Here is a 17834-nt window from a genome sequence, read left to right as displayed (position 1 = left end):
CACTAAAGTTTAGACGATGCAACAAACGGATTCCCTGAATCATCTCTTCTGTTGTCTCACAGATGTGTCTGAGGACATATTTTGAGACCAATCACATTCATTCACAAAGCATGCAGGTGAGTCTGATGTAGCAAAAAGAAATGACTGTAATAAACTCAACCCGACAGCGACTAACAGGTATACCCGAACACGGATGAGTCCAATGCTGAAAAAAATATTACTGATTCTGATCCTGATAACACCTCCCGCAGTTTATGCCGATTCTCTGCACCACTCCTGGGACCTGTTACTCAAAGCGCTGGTAAAAGTGCAGGATAACGGCGGTATTTCCAGTGTGGATTATCAGGGGTTCAATACCCGGCGGGCTGAATTGCAATCTTATCTCGAGCAACTGGCTGCGGTATCGCCGGATACCTTTGATACATGGTCAACACAGACCCGCCTGGCATTTTTAATTAACGCGTATAACGCCTGGACGATTGAACTGATCCTTCGCCATTACCCGGTAGATTCAATCAAAGATATTGGCTCATGGTTTCAATCACCCTGGGAAATTCGTTTTATCCCGCTGCTGGGAAAACAGCGGACGCTGGATGAAATCGAGCATCAGCTCATCCGATCGGATATATTCCGGGAGCCACGCATCCATTTTGCCGTCAACTGCGCCAGCATTGGCTGTCCGGCTCTGCTCAATGAAGCGTACAGCGGAGAGAAACTCGGGCAGCAGCTGCATGGAGTAACCATCCGTTTTCTTGCAGATCACCAGCGAAACTATCTCCGGAACCGGCAACTGTATCTGTCAAAAATTTTTCGCTGGTACAAAGAAGACTTTGAACGCGGCTGGCAGGGCTATGAGAGCCTGCAACAATTTCTGGATGATCACCTGCCTCAGGCCGGATTCAATATAAAGGCACTCCGGCAATGGCAGAATTCCGGAAGAAAAATCCGTTACAGCGACTATGACTGGGCTTTGAATGATATCAGCTCATCTGGCAAAAATGCCCGCTGATCACATTAGCTTAACAGCGTTGTCATGATCTCCCCCTTAAAATATGACTTCTGTCAAATATTCTTCTGAGCTTGACTCAGAGTTCATTCGCTGCGGGATCATCGATAATGCTCAACTTTAAGGCTGTTTTATATTCAGGATTTGGATTACTCACCGGATTGATCGTTCTTGTGGGGCTTTCTGCCTATCATTCATTAAACAATGCCTCGCGGGAGTTCGGTATTTATCACCACCTGACAGAGACGACAGAAACCACTTCCCGGATTCAAACAAACCTTTCTCTGATGCGCCTGGAAGTCAAAGATTACATCCTGCACTCCGATGTGAGGCATCAACAACAGTTTGAAGTTTATCTCGATAAAACCCGTAAGCTTCTCACCCGGTCACATCAGGATTTACAATCGACTGAACGCAGGGAAGCGATATCACAACTGGAAAAACTGCTTGGCCGCTACAAAGAAGGATTCGATAAGATTGTGCAGCTCAAACAGTTGCGCCATACAAAAATGAACGCGCTGACCCGGAAAGAATCTGAAGTCGAACATAATCTCTCCAAAATACTATCTTCTGCCAGAGAAGAAGGCGACGAAATGGATGTGGCCTATACCGCGTCTCTGGCTTTAAAAAGCTTATTGCTCATTCGGCTGAATATATTTAAATTTCTGAATAATAATCAGGAAGATACAGCGCGTACGGTTAATCAGGAATTCAAAGTACTGGAAAAACATCTGGCAAAGCTTGAGACCGAGTTGACCAATCAGTCTTATAAAATTCTACTGCACTCAACCATGAAAGATGCCTCATTCGATGTCAAAATTTTTAATGAGGTCGTTTCTGCTATCTTCCAAAGAAATGATGTGATTCATCACACTATTGATCTTGTCGGCTCACAGGCGACAAAAAATATTGCCCGTATCCGGCAGTCAGTGAAAACGGAACAGGATAATCTGGGACAAAACCTGCAAAACAAAAACCAAACCGCGATTTCAGTGATTAGCATTATCATTCTGATTGCCATGGTTTGTGGTGGACTGGTCAGTCTTTACATCGTTCGTTCAACACTGAATAAACTCGGGGGGGACCCGGCCCGTGTGACCCGGATTACACAAAATGTATCCGCAGGAAATCTGAACCTTGATCTGCCGGACAACGGTGAACCTGAAGACAGTCTATATACTTCTATCCGGCATATGGTCAGTACACTGCAGCAAAGAACACGGCTGGCAGGACAGATCGCTTCCGGCGATTTATCACAGCAAATAGAGTTGGCATCAGAGCATGACGCTTTGGGGATCGCCCTGAAAGAGATGACCATAAACCTCATCAATGTCTTATCCGGAGTACAGATTTCCGGTGAGCAGATCAGTGCAGACAGTCAACGAATCTTCCAGACCAGTCATTCTCTTGCTGAGGGGGTCGCAGAACAACAGGGAAATCTGGAGCGGATCTCCCTGTCTCTTGCGGATCTGTCTTCACGCACAATGACGAATGCAGAAAATGCCAGGACTGCCAGTGATTTCGCCAGAAAAGCACAAGGCGCTGTGACCGGAGGACAAGAGAAAATGCAGGATATGATTCAGGCAATGGACGATATCCAGCAATCGAACCGGCGCATTACCGCCTTTATTGAAACGATTGATGAAATTGCAGAACAAACGAATTTGCTGGCACTCAATGCAGCCATTGAAGCCGCAAGAGCCGGAGAACAAGGGAGAGGTTTTGCCGTTGTTGCTGAAGAAGTCCGGAATCTTGCTTTCCGGAGTACGTCGGCCGCTGAAGAAACAGGGAAACTCATTCAGGAATCAGGGATAAAAGCCCGACATGGTGTACAAATGGCTGAGGCGACAGCTCAGGCGCTGGGCAATGTCGCTGAAAGTATTCACTCAGCCTCAGAGCAGGTTTCCCGGATTGCACTTGCCTGTGAAAAACAGGTTGCCGAAGTGGACAATGCACATCAGGCTGTTGCATCGATAGAAGCGGTCACCCAGCAAAATGCTGCCGCTTCTGAAGCCAGCGCCAAATCAGCTGAGCAGCTCACGGAACAAACCCGGTCTATGAAAGAAATTTTACAACAGTTTACTTTCCGGGAGCATCCGGGCAAAAGCTGAACAATCGTCCGGGAAATAAACTGAATAAACCTTTGGACAGACATAACATACCCGGCTATGATCTAGCCTGTTTGATACAAAAAATTTATTTCCACTTCGTATAATCCCAATGATATGGTTTGGGAGTTTCTACCAAGAGCCCTAAACTCTTGATTATGAAGTCTGTCTCTTTGTTTTTCTCACCCGGCGTACCGGGGTTGCAGCAAAGCAGAGTACGTTGTGACTTCGTAAACAAAGGGTTTAATTAAGGCAGAAACTCATGAATTATTCAGCGCTTCCGAAAATAGATTTACATTGCCATCTGGACGGCAGTGTTCGTCCTTCCACTCTGATTGAACTGGCACACCAGCAAAATATCATTCTGCCATCAAATGATGTGCAGACCATTCAGCAGATGATGACAGCCCCACCCACCTGCAAGGATCTGGATGAATATCTTCAATGTTTTAGTCTGCCACTCTCTGTCATGCAAACAGAAACGGCAATCGAGCGGATCTCATTTGAATTATTCGAAGATGCCGCCCTTGAAAACGTCAAATATCTTGAAGTCCGCTTTGGTCCCCTGCTCCATCAGACTCAGGGGTTATCTCTTGATCAGGTGATTGGCAGTGCAGTCAGAGGGATGCAGCGGGCTGAACAACAGTATGATATCCGGGGCAATTACATTTTATCTGTTATCAGAAACATGCCGGAAGATAATATCAAGGCAGTTCTGGATGCGGGTGAAACCTATCTGAATCATGGCGTGGTCGCATTTGATCTGGCCGGAAGCGAAATCGCTGGTTTTTGCCACCAGTTTATTCCGTATGCAGAATATGCACTGATCAAAGGCTACCATGTCACGATCCATGCCGGCGAGCAAGGTGTTGGCCAGAATGTGTATGATGCAGTCACGTTACTGGGAGCCAGCCGGATTGGGCACGGGATTCATATCAAAAATCATCCTCAGGCCTATCAGCTGGTAAAAAAACAGAATATTGCCCTTGAAACCTGTCCAACCAGCAATGTGCAAACCAAGGCTGTCGATCAGCTTCAACACCATCCGGTGCAAGCCTTTCTTAAAGACGGCATAGAAATCACGATTAATACGGATAACCGAACCGTGTCAGATACCACCATGACCGATGAAATCCGTAAAGTGACAGAAGCATTTCAGCTGACAGAAGCAGATTATTATACAATTTACCGGATGAGCCTTGAGAATGCATTCACCTCAGACACAGTGAAAGAACATTTAAGGTCTTTTATTCCGCTGAAGTATTCATAATCGTACCAGAGCGTTTTTATCTTTCACTGCCTCCGGCAGGAACGGCGATAAATGATAAACACGCTCTGGATATTTCAGCCCGCAACTACTGTGCACGAACTGCCCGAATATAATCAGCGACTTCAATCATCGGTGCAATCCAAACCTCATGGCGTTGTTGTGCCAGATATTGGATTAATCCATCATGTGCCGCCTGACTGACATTAATACTGTCATGTCCACCGCCGACGCCATGAAACAGAAAAACCAGCAGATGGTGTTGTGCGATCGCCTGATCAACCTGTGCAATCAGCTCATCAGCGGTATTATCCATCACACTGATCGTCTTCAGTTCAGACAGATTCGCTTCTGCCAGAGATTCGGTTCCCCAGTTAACACCTCTGGCTGCCGGAAACATCTCTGTGATTTCATCCAGAAAGCTGTCTTCCCCCGCTTTTGTATCACCGCAGGTATAAGCGAAGGTTCTTCGCCGTTTGCCATCCACGGCTTCTAATGTGACATTCGTGATCTCAACATTGCCTAAAAAACGAGCCTTAGACCACAAAGAAAGATCTTTCTCTGCCGTCACCCAATCCCGCCCCGGCTGACTGCCGTCACAAGGATGAAACAGCGTGTGATTGCCTAGTTCATGCCCTTCAAATGCAGCAAGTCTCCAGTCCTGAATTCGCTGTTTAAAACCTTCACTGCTGATTGTCAGATAAAAAGTGCCCCGCATACCATAAGCATCAAGCACCGGTAACACGTTATCCAGATGTACAGAAAGTGCATCATCATAAGTCAGAACAACGGCGGCTTTCTTTCCATGCCAGTTATGCTCCGCCGCCTGCGAGCAGAATGCCGTTAGCAGTGACAGGGTGAATACCAGTATTACTTTCATCATGTCGGGTCTCCGTTTTTAAAGCCAGGTGAAGCAGACATCACATCAAGACAACATTTGATTTTCTGCATGACCAAAAGCCATTCAACTCTGTGACTCAGAGTTTATTATTTGATAAATAAGCAACATGTTTTATATTAAACGAATATAATTATGCTGAATGTGATCGGGGGATAAGTTTTGCCAAGATATGTATATCTGGATACTGGATTCAGAAAAAGTCCCCTCAATTCCAGCATGAATTGAAGGGACATCAATGAATTTATCACTGCATATATGGTAACCGGAGAAGTCAGCTCAATCAGGACTCGCAGAGCATGATCTGCGAGAATACCGCCTGTGCTAAAGCCCTGTGATTTTCTGCATCCAGATGAACCCCATCCGAGAGGCTGGTCGCACAATACTTTCCTGCATCAATAAAAGAACATTCATACTGTTCTGACAAATACCGATAGCTGGCACTCAATGCTTCACATTTATCCGGTGCCCCCGCAAAAGCTTCATTTTTCTCTGCATCTTGTGAATGCTGTACCGGAGGCGGAGAAAGCAGAATAACTTCGCAAGACTGAGGATAATAGCTCTGAATCAGCTGAATGAGCTGACCCGCACTTCGTGCAATATCTTCTACCGTTCGGTTAAAACGGGCTTTCAAATCATTTGTGCCTAACATCAGCACCACATAGTCCGCTGCATAATGGCTTTCCAGGACAACCGGCAAATACGATTGACCATTTCTGCCTTCAAATAAAGGATCATCAATACCGGTATTCCGGCCATTCAGCCCTTCTTCGATGACCCGATAATCCTCTCCCAATAATCCGTCAAGATATCCGGTCCAACGGGTTTTCCACCCGTAACGTCCCCCGCCCGGAATATACCCCCAAACATTTGAATCACCATAACAAAGAATTGTTTTCATTTTTTCTCTCTGATCTATGAGTTCTGGCTGTAATATAAATCGGTTTATCACTCAGGCACATACCCACCACATAAAACACACAATGTTTTTACATCTGATCTTTCATTTGAGCCATGACAGCCAGATGACACAAAGCAAAAAACACCTGAAATTCAAGTTATTGATAATAATAGCATTATCAGATTATCAATACATCACCGCCCTTTTCTTTAGTCAGAATAAAAAACACTCAATATGATATTTGTCACACAGATTGTGAGGTTGATACCATTAATTTATCTATTTTTGAAACACTGGTTTAAAAAATAACATCTTTTCATATCAAATCACTTAAAAAATTGTTAATAAATATTAAGTCTGATGCGTATCAGACTGAATATAAACCCGTGCCTGTTTCAGACCTCAATCTCTGAATGACCAGACGCTTAAAAAAACGAAAGTCTGTCTGTATGGCCGGGAAATAAAAGAAAACGAAGGAAAATCAATAAGATGAAAAACTATCAATTACTCGGCTTAGTCAGTGTTGCTGTCTCCTCGGCACTCTTTGCCCAACAAGCTTCAGCATCAGCTTGTTCTGACTTAATTAATAACCCTGACGTCAACTGGCGGGAATCATCACTGCAAACTGATCAGGAAATCGTGCAGTGTCTGGCATCTTCACTCGGTAAACCAGTCGGTTTTGGTGAAAATACAACCGGTGGTTACGATCCAAACGGCAGCAGCCATTTGGTTGTGATCAAGAAGAATGCGGATAAGTCAGTCGAACAACAAATTCTGGATGCAATCAGTTCAGAAGAGTACAACTGGATTGTCTTTGATAAAAAAGACTTTGCAAAAGATACTGAAGTCGCTATGTACCGCCTTGACTGTGGTGAAGCTGATGTGCTGGCAAACCTGGATAACGCAACTGAAGCTCAGTGTATGGACCATACCAAATGGTGTGATGCACATGGCGTTTCTTCTGACAGTTGTGATGCAACATTCTTTAACGAAAAACTGAATGACAAGTCCTTGCCTATCCGCAATCAGGTTATCCACTCAAATACAACCATCGATGGACGTGGTGCGAATGCTTACTTCTACTTTAACGGCTTCCAGATCGGTAGTGACAGTAAAGGTAAGAGCACATATCAGGCACAAAACGTCATTGTAACAAATAACCGTTTTGTCGGTGCAGGGCATACAGAAGACCATGAACTAGACCCGGATATGATTCGCTCAACCGGTGAATCTCATGACATCTGGATTCACCAGAATACATTTGAGCATACAGGTGACTCAGCATTTGACGTTAAAGTTGGCGCATATGATATTACCGTATCATTCAACAAGCTGATTGATGTAAAACGTGCGGCTTTACATGGCTCAAGTGACAGTCGTCCTATCAATGCACAAATCAAAACAACGATTCATGACAACTTATTTGTCACACGTGATGAATATTATAATGCAAAAGAATTTGATACCGGACGTCGTGTTCCTCTGATGCGTTTTGGTCAGTCTCACATGTTCAACAACGTTTTTTACGGATATCGTAAAGACATCCTGAGTGTCCGTGACGGTGGCCGGATTGAATTCCAGAACAACGCCTTTATGAACAGCTATGCCGCTGCTGCAACGAAAAAAGGTGATGACATTGAGTACTGGACTGAAACATTATTACGGGACTTCCGTGAAGGCGGTCTTGAAATCACCGGAACTTATGTCTGGAACTCAGATTCGAACTGTAAACTGGATACGGCAGCAGGTAAAGGTGACCTGACCGCTTCACATGGTACAACACCTGACATGCTCAGTGCTTACGGTTCAGCTTCAAAAAGTTCTATCAACAGCAATATGATGGAAGCCGGACAGGACTTAGTTGATTATGTTGCTGCAACTGCCGGTAAAGGCGGGCTGACACCTTACGTATCTTCTTATTCTAAAGGTAAATCTGCGATTCTTGCAGAAGTTCCTGCAACCTGTACAAGCTCAGATGCAAGCGCAACAGGCAGCACCAGCAGCGATAACGGCAGTTCCGATACCGGCAGCAATGATGATTCATCAGATACCGGCAGCACAGATTCTGGTAACTCAGATTCCGGTTCAGGCACAACAACACCATCCGGTGACAATCTGGCCTTAAGTGCCAATGCGGACGGAAGCTCAAAAGCAAGCAGTAAAACGGGTTACAGTAATGCAATCGACGGCGACACCAGCACTTACTGGTCACCATCAGGCACAACCGGCCGTATCAGCGTGAAAAATCTCAACACAACCGTGAACACGGTTAAAGTTGTAGAATTAGCGGGTTCAGAAGGTACCGTGACTTCATGGGTCTTGAAAAATCACGACACAGGTGATGTTCTTGCCAGTGGTTCTTCATTATCTGATGCAATCAGCTTTGATGCTGTCACAGTGAAAAAGCTGAGTCTTTATATTGAAGCCGCCAGCAGCACGCCTAAAATTGCTGAATTTGAAGTCTACAATCAGTAAACACCATTGATAAGTCACTATCACAGTGGCAATTCAGAAAGACCTCCCAAACGGAGGTCTTTTTTTGAAAAGTCGTATCCATCCGGCTCTATTCTTCTTTCACCTCTGAGCGAAAGCCCCGGCGGATATTTAATAAAGTCATACTTGCAAAACACGCGATAACCAAGCCTAAATGCCATGCCTGATTTATACCGGATTTAAGCAGCGCAAAACTGACCAGCGCAGCAACGATCATCTGCCCGCCCCCGGCCAGCGCTGCAACCATCCCCGCCTGATGCCGGTAAGGCAGCATTAACTGAGCCTGAGCACAGGGTAAAGCAATCCCGTTTCCGAAAACCATCAGAAACTGCCCCACCATCAACATCAAAGGATTTAACGGTATAAGAATAAACCAGAGTGCAGAAATCAATTGCACGACCGGTGACAGATAAAAAACAGCTCTTAATCCAAAGCGGCCCCTCAGACGAGTCACAGAAAAACTACCAAGCAGCATCCCTATCGCCGGAATCAAAGCCCACATGGCGTATTCATCGGAAGACATGCCAATCTGAACCTGCATTAAAAAAGGCATCAGGGAAATACACGTAGTGACTAAAGAAAAATTCAGCCAGCCAATACTTCCAAAACTGAGAAAATAGACCGATGAAAGCAGCTTTTTATACTGTTTCAATGATTCCCGGACTCTGGGTAATGGTTTCTTAAAGCGCATCGTTTCTTTAAACAGAACAAACAACACACACCAGACAAACATAAGATAACCAAGCAAGGTGTAAAAAATGGCCCGCCATCCAAGATGATGGTTAATAAAGCCACCTAATACCGGCGCGAATATTGGCGTCACTGAAGCAACCATCGTGACATAAGACAGTGCAACAGGTAATTGATCTCCGGAATAGGAATCCCGGGTAGATGCTCTGGACAGGACGGCACAGCATCCGTTACCAGCCCCCTGAATAAAACGCCCGAGGATCAAGCCGGTAAAAGAATGACTGAAACAGACAATGATCACGAGACCAATGAAGGAGAGAATCAACGCGGTCAGCAGCACGGTACGTCTGCCGATAGAATCAGACACCGGACCGTAAATAAACTGCAATGGCCCGAACCCAATCAGATAGGCCGAAATCAGAAGTTGGGTCTGATCTGCTGAAACAGAAAAATCATCAGCAATCCAGGGTAATGAAGGAAACACAAGGCCAATACTCAGCTGGCCAACACTAATAGCAAGACTGGCTAATAATACCGGACGCCAGTTAAATCCGTTTTTAGTTTGCACATCATTCATATCCGGTTCAGTGTACACTGAATTCGGTAATATACAATCCTGAGAATATCAGATTGATGATCAACAGAAGCGGAAAACTAAAATGTTCAAAAACCACGGCGTTTCTGTCACCGTGGTTCAACAGAATTTACTGTTTCGCAGCCCAACGCAGGAATTCACCACGCTCTTGTGCAGAAGCTTTATCAAACCAGAATTTCAACTGTTCAACCGTTGTGGCTGATTGCTTTGATTTTTTCACCTGATCTTTTTCTACATAACCTAAAGGCTGATCGGCAAATACCGTCTTATTTGTCTGGTTAAAATCAGCAACCAACGGGCCTAAATTCATATAAGGAAAAACCTTGGATTTCGCTGGCAGAACAACCTGCTGCACAATTTTAACCGGAAATCCGGCAGAAACGTTAAACACAGGTTTGTGTGCCCGGTTCAGGTTGTCAATTTTATGATACCGGTTAGAAACAAGCGATACATGCAATTGACCATGATTGGCTTCTGCGCCAGAGGTTAGTGTTAATACATATGGCGTCGTGGAAAGAAATTCAGGTTTTCCGCCATTTTTTTTCAGACGTCCCTCATATCTGACCACCAGCTGGAGCTTATTTTCAGAAAAATGAACAGCAGTGCCTTCCTGTGCCGGTTTACCATTTACAAACAACACTTCAATGCCGTTTTCAGCATCGAGGGTCAGCGCATAAACCGAACCTGACACAGCCCACGTCCAGCAGATCATCACTAAAACAAATAATCGGTTCACAATCACTCTCCGGGAGTAAAAACAAAAAGCCAACGATAAACGTTGGCTTTCTTTAAATCAACTGGTTATCCAATAGATTAGAATGAGTAGTATGCACCTACTAATGTAACATCAGCATCCAGATCACTACCTACGCTGAAGTCATCAGAAGTTTCACCCGTCTGGTATTCAGCAAATACTGTCAGGTTACTTGCCACTGCGTAGTCAACACCCAGTGTCCAGTTACTTGTATCACCATCAGCATCAAACTCAAAGCCGTTAACACTTATGTCATCAAGAGTGATATAGCCATATACAGCATACAAACGCACCTTATCCGCAGTATAAGAAGCTGCAACTTCGAAAGCGTCACCGGAAGTATAAAGTGTTGTGCTATTAATTGTTGCGCTATTGAAGAAACCGAATGAGTCAACACCTTCAAAGTTTGAATATGTAGCAGCAAGGAAGAAGCCATTAACATCAACAGATGCTGAAATACCCGCTTGTGAAAAATCAGTAACAGCGTCAACTTCACCTGTGATATATGATGCGCCTACAGAAAAAATATCTTGGCTGTAATCTACAGAAATACCATAGATATTATCTGTTTCAGTATCAGATTGAGTATTTACATCTGCAACAACAGTGAAAGCATCAGATGGAGAAAGTTTCAGAGCTAAACCGTGACCTTTGCTTTCAGTTGGGTGACCACTGGTACCAAGAACATTACCTTCATTCGTAATATCTGTTTTTTCAATTGCATTATCAGAATCAGCAAAGTCACCAGTTTCACCGATAGCCAGACCCCATTTGTCTGCTTTCAGTGCGATGTACATATCATCAAATTTAGCACCGTTATCAGTACCATCGTACCAAGAGCCTGATTCAATCTCAAAAGAACCAACAACTTTGTAGTCATCGTTCAGTGCAGTTTCTGCATCAACCTGAATTTTTCCCCAGACATTGATATCAGCATCAGTTTCTTTACCTGACATAGAGCCTGTCACATTATTAGCGTCATCGATTTCAAATGCATAACCAGACTCAATGTCATAGTTTGCCAAATAAGCATCAACTTCACCTTTCAGCTTCACTGTCGTTGCGTCTGAAGAATAGATTTCTGCTGCGTTTACTGTACCTGCTGCTGCCAATACAGCCAGCGCTAATAGGGTCTTTTTCATATTAATCCCATATGCCTTATTTTTGGTGGGAAGTCCTTATCCGATTCCCTCGTTACTATTATCTTGGTTATATAAAAAATATGAACTATATAACCAATCCACTGTCATGTCGGACTCAAGTTTGCAGAAATTTAAATTACATGTCAATTTTTCTAAATATTTTTTATAAAAAACAACAAACTACAAACATATCAATTAAATTGAATAACGAAAAAAAACTAAATAATAAATACTTCTAAAAAAAACCTCACAAACAACAGATGAAATCAAACAACAACCTACAAATCATTATTATATATTATAGAGAAAACAATATTTAGCATAAAAAATCGCAATGGATATCAATGATATACCTGTACAACTTCATCATAATTTTACACACAACCAATTGATCTAGTTTACTTTTTACTTTTTTTTATCAAGAATTACACCTATACAAGCACAGCTGGCAGCTTCAGAAGAAACCGAATAAAATAAGATTGATAATGATTTTTATTTACAAAATAAATACCTGACTTGTTGTATATTTATATTTTCCAGATGGAAAATATAAATATACATAAAATGAAATCAGATGTATGTTCAACACGAGGATTTATCTTGTACGCTGATATAAATATCACTCAAGGTTAGATTATTTTCTAACCAGAAATGCCCGGGGCAGGGAAAATCCTCCCAGACGGGACAGGTTTATTTTACAGAGAATCTCCTGATACTTTTCTCAACAGCATAAAGAGTAATACCGAAATACCACCTAATATCAGGCACAAAAATGACGCACGGTCAAAATCAGCATCCATCACTGCGTTATATATTTCCAGAGATACCGTATTGGTCCGTCCCACCAGATTCCCGCCAATAATCAAAGTAATCCCGACTTCCCCCAGCGAACGGGCAGACGCAAGAACTAAACCAGCAGCCAGACTTTTTCTGACTGACGGGAGTATGACCAGAATCAATGTTTGATACTGATTTTTACCAAGCGTTCTGGCGGCTTCAGCCAACTTAAAAACATCCCGTTCCAGAGCAGACTGAACCGGTTTAACAACCAAAGGTAATCCGGCAATTAGCGCTGCCAGATACACACTGCTACGGGTAAAAATAATATCTGTCTGAAATCCAAGCCTGCCCAGCCAGCCATTTCTTCCCAGCAGTAATAACAGAATAAATCCGGTGCCAACCGGCGGAAAAACAAGCGGTAATGTGATGATAAACTCAAGTATCGCAGTGAACATATTCTTTCGTTTTGCCAAAATATAAGCAACCAGAACACCACAAATCCCAAGAGTAATGAGTGCGACAATACAGGTTTTAGCCGTCAGAATAATGGAAAATAATAATGTATCATCAGTGAAGAAATAACAGAGCCAATCAATCATAAGCCATGCTGACGAACGATGTTTTTGATCTTTGAGGAGTGGAGACACTGCCGGAATAAAGAAAGACCTTTCAATTCAGTCTGTCCTTTCAGTATACCGGATACAATATGAATCGGTTGATATCCTGAATGAATCTGTATATAACCGCCAATACGATCTTTTACTTTTTGCACATCCGTCAGGTTCACAAAACCGGCATCAACCTCACCGGCGACAAGATAAGCTGTCACCTGGGGTACCGTTGAAACAATATAGAGTTTCTTTTTAACTGCATCATCAAGATGCTCACTTTGCAAAAAATGCCAGCCAGCCCGGCCGTACAGCGCTTTTTTTGTATGAGGTATCGCTAAACGCTGAACTTCTGATTTCAAAATATCGTGGGGCTGAGAAAGATCTAAACCTTTTCGCCACGCCAGAACCAGAGTTCCTGTACCAATCGGATACATTTCAGAAACCTGAACATGATGATCGGTAAAAAAATCATCAGAGGAAATGACGGCCTGAATCCTGCCGGTTTTTTGTATCTGCGCCAACATCTGTCCGAAATTACCATAAGATACCTGAATATTCAGATCATAATCCCGACCGCAAGCATCTGCGATATCAGCCACCAATGCTTTATAGCCGGCACCTGAAGCAATCATCAACTGCTCTGAGGCACGACTGTCTGAGCAGGGAAAAAAAAGAATAATCACCAGATAAAACCAAAAAAATTTTTTCACGATATAACCTATTCTTATCAACAGATGTCAGCTGACCTGATAGTTCCAATACGGGTCTGCCCGTTTTCAATGAAAAAGAGATGATCGGCAAGTTGCTTAATTTCATCAGCGGCATGGGTAACCAGAATCACAGGGACAGAAAATCGTTGCGGAATTTGCTTTAAATATGCCATCAAAGCCTGGCGGCATTGGTGATCAAGAAAAGACATCGGTTCATCCAACAGCAGTAAATCTGGCAGGGACAGTAACGCGCGACCAATCGCAACACGCTGCGCTTCTCCGCCCGATAATGAAGCAGGTTTACGGGACAAGAGGGAATCAATGTCCAGCAAAGTCACAATTTCTTCGAACAGCGCCGATTTCTCATCCGTCCGTCCTGAAAAAAGCAGGTTCTTCTTTACGGAAAGAAAATGAAACAAACGTTTATCCTGGAAAATATATCCGATTCGTCGTTGTTCCGGAGGCAGATTTATCTTCAGTTCAGACTCAAAAAACACCCGGTCATTGACAATAATTTTCCCCCGGTCCGGTGCTAATAACCCCGCAATCATATTAATAATGCTGGTTTTACCTGCTCCGGAATGCCCGTAAAGTGCGGTGATACCAGTGCTGCGAATCGTCATTGCAGCCTCTATATTGTGCGTACCCAGTTTTTTCTGCACATCGATCATGATCATCTGTCAGCTCAAAAGCCAAGCTATTTGAAGTGCGCTTTGTATCATATAAACATTCGGATTGAAAGCAGTATTTCCGGAATCAGGGGGAAGGCAATCAGATAAAGGAGAAATAGTTTATAACGAATAAAATATGCCTAAAATTATTGCCATACAAAAAGCTTATAAATGCATAACAAAAGAGACATTCCGATTAATCCGGCCCAACCTAACACTCTGGTTATATTTTCCGGGGTAAACCGGTTAAGTTCAGGGAAAAGAATCATGCCAAAAGATACAAGTGAAAGCACACCAAATAGATTTCCAATATACATTGCATTCATTGCAGAATGAGGCGGAACAAAGACTAATAACGCAAGATAAGATGCCATTAAACCGATAGCAAGATAAGACTGAACCTCAACAGCTTCATTTCTGTTGATATAAAAGAAGATGAGAACCACTACCGCGGCAATAACAAAAGTCAGCATAAAGAGATATCACTCATCTACCCAAAGTCTGAAAGACAGGCCGGATAACATTCTCTGACCCTCAGACTCATCTGTGTCTGTCCTGATGAGGCAAACATGATTTACAACTACAACATCGTCAAAACTCAAGAAAATCTGTACTCCGTGATTCAGTGTTTCAGACCATGCCGAAAATCAAAAAAATAGTACCCATTTGTATCATTAACTCATTTAATTAGAAATACCGTTATATAAAAAAGGCCACATAAATATGCAGCCTTCTCTTAAAAGTATCAGAAATAAGTTTTATTTACGTTCAAAAGCGCCTAAATCTGGTGCACTTCCCTGATAACTGATACCACTTTCTTTTGATCCCGCATTAATCAATTGTGAATTCGGAGACAAACGGAACAAAGAAGTTGCTGGTAGCGAACCATCTTTATTTCTTGATACCGTTGCTTTAGATGTATCCAGACTCACAAAATCTGATGCAGATACAGAAGGCCCCGTATCCCATGAATTATTTTTTGCATCGGCGTTTTTCACAGAAACAGAACCAGACAGAGAAATATTGTTACGGAAATAATGTTCCTCTCCTGAATTCAGACTATTGCCAAATCCATAGTTGGAACCGTTTTTATAGGATGTGTTATTAATAACTGTAACACCACCAGCATTATTATTCTGGTCAAAACCTTTATTCACATTACCAAATGAGACAGAACGGGTGATGCGGTGATGACCAACGGCTTTTTTCCCACCTAGTTTGAATCCGTTTCCGTTGCCTTTGAAGCCACTGTCATCCCAATAATCTATCCCGTTACGGAATGCCCAGCTGTCTTCAATGATAACTTTCTGTGGGCTATCATATAAATCAAACCCATCATCTGAGTTTTCCCATGCACGACAACCGATAAAGCGATTTCCGGGACCTTGTTTCTGTTTGGGTCCGAAGCCATCCGCCATACTGCCGTGTTTCTTCGGATCATAATTCCGGTAGGCATCGGAATTAATGACTGTGGTATAAGAGCCACCTTTATTGATTTCAAATCCGGTATTCCGGTTGTGGTGGAAACGCATATTTTCAAAGGTATTATGAGCACCGGTGATATAAGCGCCATGATATCCGGCATGAATCACATCTATCCCTTTAAAATACCAATAATCACCTGTCACATAAAACCCAAATGAGTTCTGCACCCATTTACCTTCAGGGAAAGAAAAGTCAAAAGTAGCACGTCCACAATTGGCTGCCGCAACATAAATCGGTTTGCCATCACTCCCTGATTTCTCAAAGTTAATCGTATTTTTTTTACCCGATTTATACGCAACTTTATATGTTCCGGGTTTAAGCAGTATCATTTGACCCGCTTTAGCAACTGACATCGCTTTTGTAAAATTCATTGCAGAACTAAAGCTGGAACCTGAATTGTCTGCAGAACCATCCGGAGTCACGTAATAGATTTTACTTGCAGACAAACCACTTGTTGTTCCGCTACAACTGGTACCGATCGCTTTTGCAGCAAGACTGTCTGTCGAAATACTATCGACAACGGTTGTTGTATCACTGCAACTTGCCGCTTTTACAGCACTTCCTGCCACATTCAAATAATCAACATTTGCTAACCCGGCAGATGTTCCGGCCTCCATGCGAATCGCACTCACACCTTCTGGCAGATAAACAGTCACACTTTCTGTTTTCCAGCTGCTCCAGCTCCCCGTTGAAGGCTGCTTCAACGTATATTTTGTGCCATCAATATAAATCATCGCAGGGCGGGCATCTTCTGAACCATTCGCATAACGGACAGAGAGCGTATAAGTACCACTTTGCCCGGCCTCTATCTTCCAGTGAATCGCTGTACCGGATTCATTGACAACATTGACATAACCGACACCGGAAAAACCCGCATGACTGGCTTCACTCACATCGCCATCTGCGCTACAAAAACCTGCCTGGTTTTCCTGAATTGTAATATCCGAAGAAAAATCTCCGGCCATCGCTAAGCTACTACCTGTCAATAACACAGTTGCCAACGCTGAATATATATATTTAGAATTATTTTTCATCCTGAACCTCATAACGTTGTTATATATCAGACTCGCTGATACAGATATACATCACAGAATCATCTGATGCATCACAAGGCATATCATGCATTTTTAATCATCAATTTGAAAAGTCGTTTTATAAATTACGAGACAACTATCACAACAAAAAAGAACCGTTATTTTACTTTTAACAAAATAAAAATACATAAATAACAGTATGATATACTATTTGATAAAATACATTCATGGACCGGTGTTTTTAAATTGTATTAATATAAGTTGCTTATATTAATACTCAGAATATGAATAAATATTTACATTCGGGTCATTTGAAGGTACGGGATTCTACACCAGCCGAAAACTCTAAAGACCTGTTCCTGATTTTCAGGCCACTCAGGCCGATATCGACCGATGCCCTGCTGGTGAGTTTATCCGGCCTTCATCAGAAATCAGTCACCTTTCTTGCGCCGGACATGTCTTTTGAAGTCACGTGGGTCAATAGAGTCACGTACTCATAAGCCGGATAAAAAACACACAATACTTTTTGATATTTTTAATGATAGTTCAACCATTTAATCCCTTAAACTCCTTGGAAAACTGTCACAATTCTTATAAAACGCTGTATCTCACCATACACCAATCACATACATTATCCGCTTCATATTGTATATAGACACTCATCTCTCTATGCAAATTGATCAATAATA

The 17834-nt window shown here is 42.8% G+C and carries 14 protein-coding genes and 1 riboswitch; of the genes, 4 read left to right on the top strand and 10 right to left on the bottom strand.

Translation table 11 applies throughout. From position 1 onward, the window contains the following. Nucleotides 1–202 precede the first annotated feature (202 nt). The 3 genes from OCV29_RS18765 (at nt 203) to add (ending at nt 4384) form a co-directional block, all read left to right on the top strand. Entirely contained in the window at nt 203–1009 is an 807-nt protein-coding gene (locus tag OCV29_RS18765) for a DUF547 domain-containing protein (RefSeq protein WP_073605058.1), read from the top strand. A gap of 107 nt (nt 1010–1116) precedes the next feature. Then, nucleotides 1117–3117, top strand: coding sequence for a methyl-accepting chemotaxis protein (locus tag OCV29_RS18760; RefSeq protein ID WP_073605059.1), 2001 nt, complete (start codon nt 1117–1119; stop codon nt 3115–3117). A 76-nt stretch (nt 3118–3193) separates the two neighbouring features. Beyond that, a riboswitch (purine riboswitch) is annotated at nt 3194–3293 on the top strand. 83 nt (nt 3294–3376) lie between these two features. Further along, the gene (gene add, locus OCV29_RS18755; RefSeq protein ID WP_073605060.1) at nt 3377–4384 is read left to right on the top strand and encodes an adenosine deaminase; all 1008 of its coding nucleotides are present in this window, start codon (nt 3377–3379) and stop codon (nt 4382–4384) included. Between the two features lie 85 nt (nt 4385–4469). Here add and OCV29_RS18750 read toward each other — a convergent pair whose 3' ends face one another. Together OCV29_RS18750 and OCV29_RS18745 are read right to left on the bottom strand one after the other, a co-directional pair. Then, nucleotides 4470–5264 carry a polysaccharide deacetylase family protein gene (locus OCV29_RS18750; protein ID WP_073605061.1) on the bottom strand — a complete coding sequence of 265 codons (795 nt, stop codon included), beginning with the start codon at nt 5262–5264 and terminating at the stop codon, nt 4470–4472. 298 nt (nt 5265–5562) lie between these two features. Next, nucleotides 5563–6180 carry an SGNH/GDSL hydrolase family protein gene (locus tag OCV29_RS18745; RefSeq protein WP_073605062.1) on the bottom strand — a complete coding sequence of 206 codons (618 nt, stop codon included), beginning with the start codon at nt 6178–6180 and terminating at the stop codon, nt 5563–5565. Nucleotides 6181–6669: 489 nt separating this feature from the next. Here OCV29_RS18745 and OCV29_RS18740 point away from each other — a divergent pair, with 489 nt between their 5' ends. Continuing rightward, complete coding sequence (locus tag OCV29_RS18740) at nt 6670–8655, top strand: pectate lyase family protein (protein WP_073605063.1); 1986 nt, start codon at nt 6670–6672, stop codon at nt 8653–8655. Nucleotides 8656–8743: 88 nt separating this feature from the next. On the opposite strand, the gene OCV29_RS18735 is transcribed toward OCV29_RS18740, so the two are convergent. The 8 genes from OCV29_RS18735 to OCV29_RS18700 form a co-directional block, all read right to left on the bottom strand. Next, the gene (locus tag OCV29_RS18735) at nt 8744–9931 is read right to left on the bottom strand and encodes a multidrug effflux MFS transporter (protein WP_245796946.1); all 1188 of its coding nucleotides are present in this window, start codon (nt 9929–9931) and stop codon (nt 8744–8746) included. Nucleotides 9932–10067: 136 nt separating this feature from the next. Continuing rightward, entirely contained in the window at nt 10068–10694 is a 627-nt protein-coding gene (locus tag OCV29_RS18730) for a DUF2057 family protein (RefSeq protein WP_073605064.1), read from the bottom strand. A gap of 77 nt (nt 10695–10771) precedes the next feature. Then, nucleotides 10772–11854 carry a porin gene (locus tag OCV29_RS18725; RefSeq protein ID WP_073605065.1) on the bottom strand — a complete coding sequence of 361 codons (1083 nt, stop codon included), beginning with the start codon at nt 11852–11854 and terminating at the stop codon, nt 10772–10774. Nucleotides 11855–12549: 695 nt separating this feature from the next. Further along, complete coding sequence (locus tag OCV29_RS18720) at nt 12550–13233, bottom strand: molybdate ABC transporter permease subunit (protein WP_073605066.1); 684 nt, start codon at nt 13231–13233, stop codon at nt 12550–12552. After that, nucleotides 13230–13955 carry a molybdate ABC transporter substrate-binding protein gene (gene modA / locus OCV29_RS18715; RefSeq protein WP_084193442.1) on the bottom strand — a complete coding sequence of 242 codons (726 nt, stop codon included), beginning with the start codon at nt 13953–13955 and terminating at the stop codon, nt 13230–13232. The genes OCV29_RS18720 and modA overlap by 4 nt, the downstream gene beginning before the upstream one ends. Before the next feature lie 17 nt (nt 13956–13972). Continuing rightward, nucleotides 13973–14632, bottom strand: coding sequence for an ATP-binding cassette domain-containing protein (locus tag OCV29_RS18710; protein ID WP_073605067.1), 660 nt, complete (start codon nt 14630–14632; stop codon nt 13973–13975). Between the two features lie 140 nt (nt 14633–14772). Then, nucleotides 14773–15099 (bottom strand): hypothetical protein, encoded by a 327-nt coding sequence (locus OCV29_RS18705; RefSeq protein ID WP_073605068.1) that lies wholly within the window; start codon nt 15097–15099, stop codon nt 14773–14775. Nucleotides 15100–15384: 285 nt separating this feature from the next. Continuing rightward, nucleotides 15385–17145, bottom strand: a complete 1761-nt coding sequence (locus tag OCV29_RS18700; protein WP_217653323.1) for a right-handed parallel beta-helix repeat-containing protein — start codon at nt 17143–17145, stop codon at nt 15385–15387. Nucleotides 17146–17834 lie beyond the last annotated feature (689 nt).

Source organism: Vibrio aerogenes, from assembly GCF_024346755.1.
GTDB lineage: Bacteria > Pseudomonadota > Gammaproteobacteria > Enterobacterales > Vibrionaceae > Vibrio > Vibrio aerogenes.
Note: the sequence above shows the minus strand (reverse complement) of the source record. Positions and strands in the feature narration are given on the sequence as shown.